The organism is Aeromonas sp. HMWF016 (assembly GCF_963878195.1).
GTDB classification, from domain to species: domain Bacteria; phylum Pseudomonadota; class Gammaproteobacteria; order Enterobacterales; family Aeromonadaceae; genus Aeromonas; species Aeromonas lacus.
Genome location: NZ_CAWNWX010000101.1, coordinates 1 through 14,205 on the forward strand (window position 1 = coordinate 1; position 14,205 = coordinate 14,205).

Consider the following 14,205-nt stretch of genomic DNA (forward strand, 5'->3'; position numbering starts at 1 on the left):
CCCTTTGCATGCCCGCCCGGGCGTGCAAAGGCTCTTCCCGATTTCCGCTCTTTCTCTATCTATCTGATCCACTCGGAGGTGTCAGTGCAACGTTATTGGTCCGAGGCGAAGCAGCTCGTCCGTCTAGCCAGCCCCATACTGGTCGCCCAGGTCGCCCAGGTCGCCATGAACTTCGTCGATACCGTGATGGCGGGTCAGGTGAGTGCGGTCGATCTGGCCGCCGTGTCGGTGGCCTCCAGCTTCTGGCTACCGGTGATCCTGCTGGTTCAGGGGATCATCATGGCGCTCACCCCCATCGTTTCCCAGCTCAACGGCGCCCGCAAGCGGGATCAAATCCGCCCGGCCGTCCATCAGGGCTTCTGGCTGGCGCTCATCGTCACCCCGCTGGCAATGATTGCGCTCTATTACAGCCCGCTGGCGCTGCAGTTCATGGATGTTGAGCCGGTTATGGCCGCCAAAACCACCGGCTACCTGCACGCCATCCTGTGGGGCCTGCCCGCCTTCGTGATGTTCCAGGTGCTGCGCAACTTCAGCGAGGGGCTCTCCCACACCATGCCCACCATGGTGATCGGCTTTGTCGGGCTGGCGGTCAATATTCCCGCCAACTACATCTTCATCCACGGTCACTTCAGCATGCCCAAGCTCGGCGGGGTCGGCTGTGGCGTCGCGACCGCCATCGTGCTGTGGGCCATGCTGCTGGCGATGATCCTCTATGTGAAGCTCTCCTCTCATTTCAAGGAGATCAACCTCTTCTCCCGACTCGCACGCCCCAACGGCAGCCGGATCTGGCGACTGTTTCGCTTAGGCTTCCCCATCGCCATGGCCATCTTTTGCGAGGTGACCCTGTTTACCGTGGTGGCCCTGATGCTGGCCCCCTTCGGTGCCGAAACGGTGGCGAGCCACCAGATTGCGCTGAACTTCTCCAGCCTGGTCTTTATGCTGCCCCTCTCCATCGGGGTGGGTGTGACCATCCGGGTTGGCCACAGCATCGGCGAGGGTCAGCCTCATCACGCCCGGGTCGCAGCCCGCACCGGCCTGCTCTTGGGGATGGCCATTGCGGCCCTCACCGCAGCGCTGACGGTGCTGCTGCGCGAGCAGATTGCCTCCATCTATACCGATGATCAGCAGGTGATTGCACTGGCCGCCCTGCTGCTCTTCTTTGCCGCTGTCTACCAGATCTCCGACTCGGTGCAGGTGGTCGCGGCGGCTGCGCTGCGCGGTTACAAGGATACCCAGGCGATCTTCTACGTCACCATCGTCGCCTACTGGGGACTGGGGCTGCCGACCGGCATGATCCTGGGTCTCACCGACTGGGTGGTACCGCGGATGGGGCCGCAGGGCTTCTGGATTGGCTTTATCGTCGGCCTCACCAGTGCCGCGCTGATGCTGGGGGCTCGCCTGCGCCATATCTATGGCCGCTTCGCGACGCCGGAGGCGTGTACCACCCTGTCTCGGGCCCAGTAAAAGCGGCAACTCGCCTGCAAAATCAACAGGCTGCGCAAGAACTGGGCAAACAGTCTCCTTTGTGCGTATGGCCTGTTGACAGCCTTGGGGGGCATGGGTAGTATGCCGACCACGCCAGCAGTGCTGGCGTAGTGAAGTGGGTTTATAGCTCAGTTGGTTAGAGCACTACCTTGACATGGTAGGGGTCGTTGGTTCGAATCCAATTAAACCCACCACTTTTCTGTGATGCGTCCTTAGCTCAGCTGGTTAGAGCACCACCTTGACATGGTGGGGGTCGGTGGTTCGAATCCACTAGGACGCACCATCACAGATCGCTGTTATGCGTCCTTAGCTCAGCTGGTTAGAGCATCACCTTGACATGGTGGGGGTCGGTGGTTCGAATCCACTAGGACGCACCATAACAGTTTGAATAATTTGCAGATGTGGGTTTATAGCTCAGTTGGTTAGAGCACTACCTTGACATGGTAGGGGTCGTTGGTTCGAATCCAATTAAACCCACCACTCCCCTGCAAAACAGAAAGTCGCATTGCGCACCCTGCGTCCTTAGCTCAGCTGGTTAGAGCATCACCTTGACATGGTGGGGGTCGGTGGTTCGAATCCACTAGGACGCACCAGATTTGAAAAGCCCGCTCATCGAGCGGGCTTTTTGCATTCTCTCCCCCTACCTTCTTGCGCTGTTTTTGCTGCGCCCAACAAAAGCCCGCATCACCAATTGCATGACACGGGCTGAATAGACACCGCCAGACCATCAGGCCTGCACGGCAATATCGTACTTCTTTATCTTGCGATAGAGGGTGGCGATCCCGATCCCCAATGCCTGCGCCGCCAGCTTCTTGTTGCCAAGCCGCTGCAGAGTCTCCTCGATCATCTGCTTCTCCATGCTCTCCAGCCCGCTCTCTCCCGGGGCGGGATCCTGCAACTTCTCCGGCATCACTGCCATTGGCCCTTTCGCTGCCACCGGTTCGCCCGGGATGGCGCTCAGGGGCACGATGGGGATGGTCTGGGTGACCACCGGATGGGGATCCTGATTGCGGATGATGTTGGGCGGTAGCAGGCTGCTGTCGATCACTTCACCGGCCTGGCTGACGTTGACCAGATATTCGATGAGGTTGCTCAGTTCGCGCACGTTGCCCGGCCAGCGATACCCCTTGAGCAGCGCCATCACCTCCGGCGTCAGACCGGGGTAGACAGTGCCGATCCGGCTGGTGTGCTGGTTGAGAAAATAGTGGGTCAGCAGCTCCACATCCCCTTCCCGCTCGCGCAGCGGTGGCAGGTTGAGAGGGATGACGTTGATGCGATAGAAGAGATCCTCGCGAAACTTCCCTTCGGCGATGTACTGGTCGAGATGCTGGTGGGTGGCAGCGATGATGCGGATATCCACCGGCACCGGCCGGCTGGCGCCGATGGGGGTCACTTCCCGCAGCTCCAGCACCCGCAGCAGCTTGGCCTGCATGGTGAGCGGCATGTCGCCGATCTCGTCGAGGAACAGGGTGCCCTGATGGGCTGCCTGGATCAGCCCCTGCTTGCCGCCGCTGGAGGCGCCGGTGAAGGATCCCTTCACATAGCCAAACAGCTCGCTCTCCAACAGCTGCTCGGGGATGGCGGCACAGTTGATGGCGATAAAGGGTTTGTCATGGCGCGGGCTCAGGCGATGAACCGCGCGGGCAACCACCTCCTTGCCGGTGCCGCTCTCGCCACAAATGAGCACACTCGACGGGCTCTGGGCGATGCGCTGCAGCAATCGCTTGAGGTTGCGCATCGGCTTGCTCTCGCCGATCAGCAGGTCGATGCGGACATCGGGATCCGGCTCGCGCACCTGACCGGAGTGGGACTGGTGAAAGGCCATCAGGAAGAGCTGCTGCCCCTGCACATGGTGCAGCTGACCGATGATCAGCTCCTGGCGATCCCCCAAGGTGAAAATGTGCTGGATATGGCCGCTGATCTCCTGCCGGGCAAAGGTGAGCGGGCGGATCCCCACCTCACGCCCCTGCAGCTGCTCCGGCTGACAGCCCAGATGGTGCAACGCCGCTTCGTTGGCAAAGCGCACCTGATTTTTCTCGTCGAGCAGCAGACAGCCCTGATCCATGTGGGTCATCAGATCGAGGAACACCTTGTTGACCCCGTCCGACAGGCCGCGCGAGTCGAGCAGCTTGGCCACAAAGATGGTGGAGATATGGCGCACATAGTCACACACATCCTGCAGATTGTTGTTGAGACGGGCCTGCTGCTCGGCACTGAAGGCGACCAAGCTGATCACCCCGATGCACCCCTCGTCCACCATGATGGGTACCCCGAGGAAGGCGCGCTCACGACAGCGCTCCTTGCAGCTGCACCCCTCGCAGACCGGATCATCGCTGGTGTGGGTAACGATCTTTTCCCGCTGATTGTCGATGACATAGCGCAGCAAGCGGGAGTCTCCTTCCAGCTGGCGGCCGAAAAACTTGCCATAGGGGCCAGTGCCCGCCACCCGCACCATATCGGCATCGACAATCTCGACCTCAAGTTGCAGCACACTCGCCAGCATCTTGGCAAAACGCAAGATGGTGGGCTGGATCTGCATCAACAGACACTGGTTGCTCACGGATCTCATCCATCATTCCTTTTTGTTCTTGTTGTTCTCCCTCTAAAGGGAGCCATGCTGGCCAGATACTAAGGGATATCCGTCAGCACAACTTCGGGGGGGATCACGAAAAGGGAAAATGCATGGCTGGGTAGATGAGCGCAAAGATGAAGATAAAAACCAACAAAAACAAAAATATAGAAGATGTGAGCAAGATCAGGTCGGCAGGTGCAGCGCCAGCCAGACGGCCAGCGGGATCACCACCACCGAGAGAGCATTTCCACCGAGCACGATACTGGCCACCTTCTCCGGCTGACAGTGGTACTGCTCGCAAAGCATGTAATTAAGCACCGCAGGCGGCAGGGAGACCGACAACATCAGAAGCGGGATCCACTCCCCCTTGAGAGGCAACAACCAGATCGCGAGCAGCAGCGACAAACCGCCCGCCAGCAGATAGAGCAGGTTACATTTCAGCGCCAGCCCCAGATGATCCAGCTCCCCTTCCGTCAATCTTATTCCCAGCGCAAAGAGCATCAGCGGAACCGAGATCTGCCCGACCAGCGAAGCGGTGGTCACCACATACTCCGGCAGCGCGATATGCAGATTGGCCACCAGCAACCCGGCCAGCGCGGCCCAGAGCACCGGGCTGCGCAGCCAGAGCCAGCGGGAGGTGTTGGCCGAGAGGATAAACATGCCGACCGAGAAGTGCAGCAGGTTGGAGAGCACAAAGAGGATAACGATGGCCCCCAACTGCTGCTCGCCGAAGGCCAGCACCATCAGGGGTATGCCGAGGTTGCCGGTATTGCGGAACATGGCGGGCAAAATGAGCGCCGCCCGTTCAATCCCCTTGAGCCTGAGTAGCGCAAGCAGTAGACCGGGCAACAGGATCACCAGCGCGCCGGCCGCGATGAGCGGCAGATGCTCCCCCAGCGCCAGCGGATACTTGACCAGGGCGGAGAAGACCAGCGCCGGGGTAAACAGCTCGATATTGGCCCGATTGACGTAACCGAGCGCCGCCTCTGGCCGCAATCTGCCATAAAGAGCGCCGAGCCCGACCACTGCAAACACGGGGATGACGATATTGAGCAGGGCGCCGAGCACAGGGAGATCCCGTTACAGCTCGCGGGCAGGCTTGCCCATCAACAGCAGCGGATCGAGTGTCACCTCTTTGCTGCCATTGCTGATCCAGAGTTGCCCTTCCGAGATGGTGCAGGTGAGCTGCATGGTGCGCTCCACCATCTCGGTAAGTGGCAGGGTCTGGCTCTCAGAGAGCTCGATGATGCTGAGGTTGTCGTGCAGACAAAGCTTGCCCTGATTCTGTTTCCACCAGACGCTGGTGCCGCGGCCGCCATAGAGATAGAGCACCACTTCACGGGAACGGTTGCAGGCTTTTTTCAGCCGCTTCTCGTCGGGCTGACCCAGCTCAATCCAGAGCTCGATCTCGTCCGAGTAGTTCTTGCGCCAGAGCTCGGGCTCGTCATCGGCGCTGAGCCCCTTGGTGAACTCCAGCCGCTCGGCAGCATGCCAGGCAAAAGCCGCCAGCCGGATCATCATCCGTTCGTCGGTTTCAGAGGGGTGGCGCGCCAGTGTGAGGGAGAAATCCTGATAGAGGTTGCGATCCATATCAGACAAGCTGATCTGGGCCTTGAATACGGTTGCCTTGAGAGCCATAGAAAACCTTGAATACCCTGTGACAAGTGGGGGTAGAAAATATGGCCGTCAGTGTAATCAAAATCAGTGGCAGGTTCGACCATCCCGCATCACCTTTCTACCCCATAGCCTCGATTTAAGTGCTTTAAAAGACAGAAAAAACAAATGCCAGTCCGAAGACTGGCATTTGGCGGTATCAAGAAGCGACTCACTTCTCGGCGGACTGGACTCCGAACGCATTGAGCAGCGCACAGCAGGTGACTGCCACGGCTACGAATCCGCTCAGAAAGATAAAGGGCATGGCCCCATATCCCAGCACAGTCCAGATGGTGTGTTCAAGAAGACTCATTGTGTGTCCTTCATCCAGTGAAAGGTGTGTTCCTTTTGGCGGATGTAGGCTCCGCTCTCGTGAGGCCATTTGACCTCAATGTGAGTATGAGTCCAATGCCACCAAAGTAATAAATGCAGGGTGCATTTGAGCTGGATCAACTTTTTCGGCCGAATATCCATCCAGATCAAGCTATTAGATGGTCATTATCGCGCCAAGCCAGCCCTGTCCCTGTGCACCTTGTGACGTAAAACGGCTGGCGGCGTGACTCAATGGCATAAAAAAACGCGCCCGATGGCGCGTTTTTGAGTGTCTGGCGAACGATCAGTTGTCACACAGATCGTTGGGCATATCCTGGCGCAAGCGGGTCCAGAGTTTGCCTGACTCGATACCGTACTGACGCACAGTCATAAAGACCGCTTCGTGGTTTTTGGTCTCGGCCAGACCAAGCAGCGTCTTGTAGTAGGCATCTGCGGTCTCGCGGGCCTGCTTGTCGGAGAAGTAGTAGCTACCGACCCGGCTATACAACCCTTTAAAACCGTTCAGGATCAGCGCGTAGATCGGGTTGCCGGAAGCAAAGGCCAGCTGGTGATGCAACCGGTAGTCGAACTCGGCATAAGCCTGTGGGTTGTTCTCGACCCCATCGGCGCCACGCAGGATCTCGGCGGCCTGCTCCGGATTGTGACGGATCGCCCCGCGAATAAAGATGGTGCAGATGTGGGTACGGGCAGAGAGCAACTGGGCTATCAGATCCGGCACCTTGTCCTGATCGAGACGAGCCAGCGTCTCCAGGATGTTGAGGCCCGAGGTTTCCCAGAAGTTGTTCACCTTGGTCGGTTTGCCATGCTGGATGGTCAACCAGCCATCACGGGCCAATCGCTGCAGCACTTCACGCAAGGTCGTCCGCGTCACCCCGATCAACTCGGACAACTCACGCTCGGCGGGCAGAATGGATCCGGGAGGAAAGCGATTGTTCCAGATGGACTCGATGATGTATTCCTCGGCAAACCCTGCTGGGCTCTGCGCTTTTATAACCATGAATTGACTCTGTTGTAATGCGTAAAAAGGCTGACGAATGATATCAAAGCGATGATGGCTGGCAAGCAGAAGGTCAGTCCTCTGCTCACATCGGGACAAATATTGTTGATAACTTGTATTCAATCACATCCCTTGTAGTGGGAAGCCGCTCAATGTGTGGTTATTAAACCACCATCAAGGCCGCTTCCGGCCAGCTCTTATTTATCATCGGCCCGCTTTTTGATTAAAATCACGTGACATTAACTCGCGAGAGGTCAACATCCGGACGTACTGGTCGATCCATCATTGACTGCATGGATGCAAGATCCCAACAACAACCCAGAGACCCAACATCATGCCAATAAGCCTCGGGCAGGCATTTGCCAAGAACTTCCTCGGCAATGCCCCACACTGGTATAAAAGCGCCATTCTGCTGTTTCTGGTGATCAATCCGATCGCCTTCTATCTCGACCCCTTCAGCGCGGGCTGGTTACTGGTGGTGGAATTTATCTTCACCCTCGCCATGGCCCTCAAGTGCTACCCCCTGCAACCCGGCGGTCTGCTGGCCATCGAGGCGGTGCTCATCGGCATGACCTCTGCCGAACAGGTCAAACACGAGCTGGTTGCCAACATCGAAGTACTGCTGTTGCTGGTCTTTATGGTGGCCGGTATCTACTTCATGAAGCAGTTGTTGCTTTTCGTCTTTACCAAGCTGCTGATCGGGGTGCGCTCCAAGATCCTGCTCTCCCTCTCCTTCTGTCTGGTTTCCGCCTTCCTGTCGGCGTTTCTTGACGCCCTGACCGTGATTGCGGTGGTGATCAGCGTGGCGACCGGCTTCTACGCCATCTATCACAAGGTCTCCTCCGGCAAGGAGTTCGGCAATCCCCACGACCATACCCAGGATCAGGAAGTGCCCGAGCTCAACCGTCAGGATCTCGACAACTTCCGCGCCTTTTTGCGCAGCCTGATGATGCATGCGGCCATCGGTACCGCTTTGGGCGGCGTCTGCACCCTGGTGGGCGAACCGCAGAACCTCATCATCGGCGAGCAGGCTGGCTGGCACTTTGGCGAGTTTGCGGTGCGCATGGCCCCCGTCACCCTCCCCGTCTTTATCTGCGGTCTGCTGACCTGCGTGGTGGTGGAGCGGTTCCGCTGGTTTGGTTACGGCACCCTGCTGCCGGACAACGTGCGCGCCATCATGGAGGAGTACAACCGTTATGAAGAGGCGAAGCGGACCCCGCAGGACAAGGCCAAGCTGATTGTCCAGGCGCTGATCGCCGTCTGGCTCATCATCGGCCTCGCCCTTCATCTGGCGGCGGTAGGCCTCATCGGTCTTTCGGTCATCGTGCTGGCCACTTCGCTCACCGGCATCACCGAAGAGCATGCGCTGGGCAAGGCGTTTGAAGAGGCACTGCCCTTCACTGCGCTGCTGGCGGTCTTCTTCAGCGTGGTGGCGGTGATCATCGATCAGCAGCTGTTCAAACCGGTGATCCAGTGGGTGCTCTCGGCCGAGCCCGAGCAGCAACTGGCCCTCTTCTATATGGCCAACGGTCTGCTCTCCATGGTCAGTGACAACGTCTTTGTCGGCACCGTCTACATCAACGAGGTGAAGACCGCCCTGCTCAACGGCGCCATCAGTCGCGAGCAGTTCGATCTGCTGGCCGTGGCCATCAACACCGGCACCAACCTGCCGTCAGTCGCCACCCCCAACGGTCAGGCGGCCTTCCTCTTCATGCTCACTTCGGCGCTGGCGCCACTGCTGCGTCTCTCCTATGGCCGCATGGTGTGGATGGCGCTGCCCTACACCCTGGTGCTGGGGCTGGTCGGCTTCTTTGCGGTCGAGTTGCTGCTCGGCCCCGCCACCCAGTGGTTCTATCAGCAGGGGTGGCTGGTGATGTCAGAGGGTGCCGCCGCCGTGGCGCCCGCACTCCACTGAACTCGTTGTGCCTAATCGAGAAGGGTCCCTGCGGACCCTTTTCTTTTGCTGTCCGCTCTGCTCTAATTCAGCCACTGTTTTTTTCTGAGAGATCAATCAGATGATCGAGTTTCTGCGCCGTTTGGCAGCCAATCGACTGGCGTGGGGGCTGCTCGCTGCCTCCGCCCTGTTCCTTGAGCTGTGTGCCCTCTTCTTCCAGCATGTGCTCGGGCTTCACCCCTGTGTCATGTGCGTCTACGAACGGCTCGCCACCCTGGGTGTGCTCACGGCCGGTCTTGTTGGCCTCATCGCACCGCAGAAGTGGTATCTGCGCTGGAGCGCCATGCTGCTGTGGGGATACAGCGCCTTCCGTGGCTTCCAGCTGGCCCTCAAGCACGTCGACTATCAGATGAACCCCTCCCCGTTCAACGTCTGCAGCCCGTTTGCCGACTTCCCGAGCTGGGCCCCCCTCGATCAGTGGATCCCCTGGCTCTTCTTCCCGGACGGCGATTGCGCCGAGATCAGCTGGCGTTTCTTCGACTTCTCCATGCCCCAGTGGCTGGTCGCCATCTTCGCCGCCTACCTGCTGGTCTTCGTGGTGGTAGCCATCGGTAATCTGGTGAAAGGACGCTGCTGCAACTGACGTTTGCATGGGCGTAGAAATCGTTAACAACAAAAAGGGGGAGCCATGATGGCTCCCCCTTTCTCATGCTCTCTGACCGCTGGTTACGCCTTGGCGGCGCCCATCTTGGCCTTGATCGCCCCGATGACCATCGGCAGCAGCGAGATGCCGATGATGCCGAAGATAAGCAGGGTAAAGTTCTGGCGCACCACCGGCAGGTTGCCGAAGAAGTGGCCCGCATAGACGAACGACAGCACCCACAGCAGACCGCCAACCAGATTGAAGGCGAGGAAGCGCGGATAGGTCATGGCTCCCATGCCGGCCACGAAGGGGGCGAAGGTGCGCACGATGGGCAGGAAGCGGGTAATGATGATGGTCTTGCCACCATGCTTGGCATAGAAGGCGTGGGTCTTCTCCAGATAGTCGCGGCGGAAGATTTTTGAATCCGGGTTGCGGAACAGCTGCTCGCCAAAGAAGTGACCAATGGTGTAGTTGACCACGTTGCCCAGCACGGCCGCGATGATCAGCACGGCCGCCAGGGTATGGACATCCAGCACGCTGCCCACTGTGAGCGCACCGGCGGCAAACAGCAGGGAGTCACCCGGCAGGAAGGGGGTCACCACCAGTCCGGTCTCGCAGAAGATGATGAGAAACAGGATGGCGTAAACCCAGATGCCGTAGTTTTCAAACAGCTCTTTCAAATGCACGTCAACGTGCAGAATAAAGTCGATTGCAAAGAGGATCAGATCCATTTTTCCATACTCGTAAAGTGAACGGCGTGGAGTCTACGCCAATGCCAGTCGGCCCACAATCGCTGGGCCGGCCTCTTTTTAAGCCCGCTAACCCCTCAGCCAAATGAAACCGTTTTTCCTGCTGTACCGCCCGCACTGGCTTATCCATCAAGCGGAAAAATGGTGGCAGAGAGTGTGACTTACTGCTTTACCTCCAGTTCGTGGCGCACCTGCGGCGGCAGGCAACGCTCCCAACCCCACAGCAGAACAAGCAGCAGGGTCGCATCGTCGAGCCAGCCAAAGAGCGGGATCATGTCCGGCACCAGATCGACCGGACTGATGCCATAAAGCAGGATAAGGATCACCAGCACCTTGGCCCACCAAGGGGTACCGGGATGGCGAAAGCCCTGATAGAGGCGGCGTACTCGCCGCCAGAGCAACCCGCGTCTGGTGCTCATGACTCGATCAGCTCGCTGCGCAGCCGCTGGATCTGATCCCGCAGTGCGGCCGCCTGCTCGAACTCCAGATCCCGCGCATGCTGGAACATCTGCTCCTCCATCCGTTTGATCTCTTTGGCTATCTCGCTGGCAGAGCGGGCATGGTACTCCCCTTGCGGCTCGGCGGCCTTGCGGCTCCCTTTGCCCGGTTTGCCGGTGGGGCGACTCCCCCCCATGTCCATTACATCCCCCACCGACTTGTTGAGCCCTTTGGGCACGATGCCGTGCTTGAGGTTGTGGGCATGCTGCAGGGCGCGGCGCCGCTCGGTCTCTTCAATCGCCACCTGCATGGAGTTGGTAATGGTATCACCGTAGAGGATGACCTTGCCGTTGAGGTTGCGCGCTGCCCGGCCTATGGTCTGGATCAGCGAACGGGTCGAGCGCAGGAAGCCCTCTTTATCTGCATCGAGAATCGCCACCAGCGACACCTCCGGCATATCGAGACCTTCCCGCAGCAGGTTGATCCCCACCAGCACATCGAACTTGCCGAGGCGCAGATCGCGGATGATCTCCACCCGCTCCACGGTATCGATGTCGGAGTGCAGATAGCGTACCTTGACTCCGTGCTCCGCCAGATATTCGGTCAGATCCTCAGCCATTCGCTTGGTCAGGGTAGTGACCAGCACCCGCTCCTCGACGGCAACCCGCTTGCGGATCTCGGAGAGCAGATCGTCCACCTGAGTGGTCACCGGGCGCACCTCGATCTCCGGATCGAGCAGGCCGGTGGGACGCACCACCTGCTGGACCACATCGCCGCCGGACTTCTCCAGCTCGTAGGGGCCGGGGGTTGCCGAGACAAACACCGTCTGCGGCATCAGCGCCTCGAATTCGTCGAACTTGAGCGGCCGGTTGTCGAGCGCCGAGGGGAGCCGGAAACCGTACTCCACCAGGGTCTCCTTGCGAGATCGGTCCCCTTTGAACATGGCGCCGATCTGCGGCACCGTGACGTGGGATTCATCGATGATGAGCAGACCATCCCCCGGCAGGTAGTCAAACAGGGTGGGCGGCGGCTCCCCCGGCGCCCGGCCGGAAAGGTAGCGACTGTAGTTCTCGATGCCGGAGCAGTAGCCCAGCTCCTGCATCATCTCCATATCGAACTGGGTACGCTGGCTGATGCGCTGCTCCTCTACCAGCTTGTTAAGCGACATCAGCTGTTCGCGACGTCCTCTGAGCTCCTCCTTGATGTGCTCGATGGCACCGAGGATGGTCTCGCGCGGGGTGGCATAGTGGGTCTTGGGATAGATGGTATAGCGCACCACCGTCTGCTCGATGGCGCCGGTCAGCGGGTCGAACAGGGAGAGCCGCTCCACCTCTTCATCAAACAGCTCTACCCGCAGGGCCAGCTTGTCCGATTCGGCGGGGTAGATGTCGATCACCTCCCCCCGCACCCGGAAGGTACCACGCTGGAAGGCCATGTCGTTGCGGGTGTACTGCAGCTCGGCGAGGCGACGCAGGATATCCCGCTGGTTGATCACATCCCCCACTTTGAGATGCAGCATCATGCTGAGGTAGGCTTGGGGATCCCCGAGACCATAGATGGCCGACACCGAGGCGACAATCACCACGTCGCGCCGCTCCAGCAGTGCCTTGGTGGCCGACAATCGCATCTGCTCGATGTGATCGTTGATGGAGGCATCCTTCTCGATGAAGGTGTCGGTGGTCGGCACATAGGCTTCTGGCTGGTAGTAGTCGTAGTAGGAGACGAAATACTCCACCGCATTGTCGGGAAAGAACTCCTTCATCTCGCCGTAGAGCTGGGCGGCCAGGGTCTTGTTGGGGGCCAGGATCATGGTCGGGCGATTGAGGGTAGCGATGACATTGGCCATGGTGAAGGTCTTGCCTGAACCAGTCACCCCGAGCAGGGTCTGGTGAGCAAGACCCGACTCGATGCCATCGAGCAGCCTGGCTATTGCAGCGGGCTGATCCCCGGCGGGTTGAAACTGGCTGGCTAGTTTGAACAGTTTGCTCATGAAGACTCCCGACACAAAACAGCAAGTAGCGCAGTGTAACCGAGTGCTCCCCGGCGGTACACTCGCTTGCGGTGGCGCGAACGGCTTGACCCTCTTCGGCGCCTTCTGTATGATGCCCCTCCTTGCCTGATGTTCCCCCGTAGTTCAGTCGGTAGAACGGCGGACTGTTAATCCGTATGTCACTGGTTCAAGTCCAGTCGGGGGAGCCAATTCCTCACCATATCGGTGCAAGTTATCCACTTTAGTGCCCTCCCAAGCTTTTTTTAATGCACAAGATCCCGTTTGCGGATCCGTTCCCCGTTTCCTCCCGCACTCCCCCTTGCAGAGTTTTCTTCTGCCATATCTAACTATTTGATTTTTATAGCAAGTTTTTTTCTGCGGTATTTTTTGAACAGCACTTGCAGCCCAGTCGTGACGCGGCTTTCCGGCCGATGAACAAGATTCATAAACAGGGTTATCCACAGATTCTGTGGGTAACTGCCGCAATCCCTGTCGGGACGCGGGATAGCTGGCAACCCCGGCTTTTCAGGAGCGGTTTTGCCGCGAAACCTGATTTTATGCTGTTTTTACGCATCTCTGGTCAGTGGCGCAAAAGGGGCCTTTTGAACCTTTCTCGAGATATCTTTTTGCCAGGCCAGTCAGGCTGGGCGAACGGGCAAATCATCCCCTGTTTCACCTCGTACCCACCCTCTGATCCCGCTGGTTGAATCTTCTGAAACTGATCTCGATCAAGCGTTGTAGCAGCAGAATCTAAAGTTTTTACCTCTGCCATCCCCCAAGCCTGGCCACCAGCATTTTTCACTAATTGACACTGGGGGACACAGCAATAAGCTCCCTCTTTTTCCCCCTTGCCCCCCTATCGCCTCGAAATAGTGCGAGATCTCTTTCGATTAATCGGCCCCTTGCGCTTCTTTATTGGGGATAGATCCGGCACAATATCGGCCCCACTTTTTTCCTCGGTTTTTCCGGGCATGACCATAGACTTTGTGACACTGCTACATCAAAGCGACTCCCTGCTGCTCTTCGTGGTACTGGCTTTTGGCCTGCTGCTTGGCAAGGTGCGAATTGGCAACTTTCAGATTGGCAACACCATAGGTGTGCTGTTTACCGCCCTGCTGTTTGGTCAGATGGGCTTCGAGTTCACCGCCACGACCGAGAACGTCGGCTTCATGCTCTTCATCTTCTGTGTGGGGATCGAAGCTGGGCCTCACTTCTTCAGCGTCTTCCTGCGCGATGGCATCCACTACATCACCCTGACCCTGGTGATCCTGCTGACCGCCCTCTTTCTGACGGTAGGGCTGGCCAAGTTCTTCAATCTGGGGCCCGGGATGGCGGCCGGCATTCTGGCGGGGTCGCTCACCTCGACTCCTGCGCTGGTCGGTGCCCAGGATGCCCTGCGCAGTGGCCTGCTCAACCTGCCCCATCAGACCGACATGCAGGCGGTGCTCGAC

At 58.7% G+C, this 14,205-nt stretch carries 11 protein-coding genes, 6 tRNA genes and 1 pseudogene; 10 read left to right on the top strand and 8 right to left on the bottom strand.

The window, feature by feature from the left end; translation table 11 throughout:
• Positions 1–84: 84 nt before the first annotated feature.
• The 6 genes from AACS24_RS16650 (at position 85) to AACS24_RS16675 (ending at position 2,078) form a co-directional block, all read left to right on the top strand.
• Positions 85–1,464 (top strand): MATE family efflux transporter, encoded by a 1,380-nt coding sequence (locus tag AACS24_RS16650; protein WP_108571408.1) that lies wholly within the window; start codon positions 85–87, stop codon positions 1,462–1,464.
• Between the two features lie 138 nt (positions 1,465–1,602).
• Positions 1,603–1,679 (top strand) — tRNA-Val (locus AACS24_RS16655).
• Between the two features lie 12 nt (positions 1,680–1,691).
• A tRNA-Val gene (locus AACS24_RS16660) sits at positions 1,692–1,768 on the top strand.
• Positions 1,769–1,785: 17 nt separating this feature from the next.
• A tRNA-Val gene (locus AACS24_RS16665) sits at positions 1,786–1,862 on the top strand.
• A 26-nt stretch (positions 1,863–1,888) separates the two neighbouring features.
• Positions 1,889–1,965: transfer RNA gene (locus tag AACS24_RS16670), tRNA-Val, on the top strand.
• Between the two features lie 36 nt (positions 1,966–2,001).
• Positions 2,002–2,078, top strand: a tRNA-Val gene (locus AACS24_RS16675).
• A gap of 134 nt (positions 2,079–2,212) precedes the next feature.
• Here the strand turns inward: AACS24_RS16675 and AACS24_RS16680 are convergent.
• The 5 genes from AACS24_RS16680 to fadR form a co-directional block, all read right to left on the bottom strand.
• Positions 2,213–4,054 (bottom strand): sigma 54-interacting transcriptional regulator, encoded by a 1,842-nt coding sequence (locus tag AACS24_RS16680; RefSeq protein ID WP_108571386.1) that lies wholly within the window; start codon positions 4,052–4,054, stop codon positions 2,213–2,215.
• Between the two features lie 186 nt (positions 4,055–4,240).
• Entirely contained in the window at positions 4,241–5,125 is an 885-nt protein-coding gene (locus tag AACS24_RS16685; protein WP_108571387.1) for an AEC family transporter, read from the bottom strand.
• A 12-nt stretch (positions 5,126–5,137) separates the two neighbouring features.
• Entirely contained in the window at positions 5,138–5,695 is a 558-nt protein-coding gene (locus AACS24_RS16690) for a YaeQ family protein (RefSeq protein WP_108571388.1), read from the bottom strand.
• Between the two features lie 187 nt (positions 5,696–5,882).
• Positions 5,883–6,023 carry a TIGR02808 family protein gene (locus tag AACS24_RS16695; RefSeq protein ID WP_071909966.1) on the bottom strand — a complete coding sequence of 47 codons (141 nt, stop codon included), beginning with the start codon at positions 6,021–6,023 and terminating at the stop codon, positions 5,883–5,885.
• A 303-nt stretch (positions 6,024–6,326) separates the two neighbouring features.
• Entirely contained in the window at positions 6,327–7,040 is a 714-nt protein-coding gene (gene fadR, locus AACS24_RS16700; RefSeq protein ID WP_033115828.1) for a fatty acid metabolism transcriptional regulator FadR, read from the bottom strand.
• Between the two features lie 334 nt (positions 7,041–7,374).
• Between fadR and nhaB the strand changes: the two genes are divergently transcribed.
• Positions 7,375–8,955 (top strand): sodium/proton antiporter NhaB, encoded by a 1,581-nt coding sequence (gene nhaB, locus AACS24_RS16705; protein WP_108571389.1) that lies wholly within the window; start codon positions 7,375–7,377, stop codon positions 8,953–8,955.
• Between the two features lie 100 nt (positions 8,956–9,055).
• Positions 9,056–9,577, top strand: a complete 522-nt coding sequence (gene dsbB, locus AACS24_RS16710) for a disulfide bond formation protein DsbB (RefSeq protein WP_033115823.1) — start codon at positions 9,056–9,058, stop codon at positions 9,575–9,577.
• An 83-nt stretch (positions 9,578–9,660) separates the two neighbouring features.
• Here dsbB and AACS24_RS16715 read toward each other — a convergent pair whose 3' ends face one another.
• The 3 genes from AACS24_RS16715 to uvrB all read right to left on the bottom strand — a co-directional run bounded on the left by AACS24_RS16715 (position 9,661) and on the right by uvrB (position 12,754).
• A complete protein-coding gene (locus tag AACS24_RS16715; protein ID WP_033115822.1) occupies positions 9,661–10,308 on the bottom strand; it encodes a DedA family protein in 648 nt (215 codons plus the stop codon).
• A 179-nt stretch (positions 10,309–10,487) separates the two neighbouring features.
• Positions 10,488–10,745: a YkvA family protein gene (locus AACS24_RS16720; protein WP_108571390.1), complete on the bottom strand. Its 258-nt coding sequence runs from the start codon at positions 10,743–10,745 to the stop codon at positions 10,488–10,490.
• Positions 10,742–12,754 carry an excinuclease ABC subunit UvrB gene (gene uvrB, locus AACS24_RS16725; RefSeq protein ID WP_108571391.1) on the bottom strand — a complete coding sequence of 671 codons (2,013 nt, stop codon included), beginning with the start codon at positions 12,752–12,754 and terminating at the stop codon, positions 10,742–10,744. Before uvrB ends, AACS24_RS16720 begins: the two co-directional genes overlap by 4 nt.
• A gap of 133 nt (positions 12,755–12,887) precedes the next feature.
• On the opposite strand from uvrB, the gene AACS24_RS16730 reads away from it, so the two are divergent.
• Positions 12,888–12,963: transfer RNA gene (locus AACS24_RS16730), tRNA-Asn, on the top strand.
• Between the two features lie 762 nt (positions 12,964–13,725).
• A pseudogene (locus AACS24_RS16735) lies at positions 13,726–14,205 on the top strand (aspartate:alanine antiporter); the annotation flags it as partial.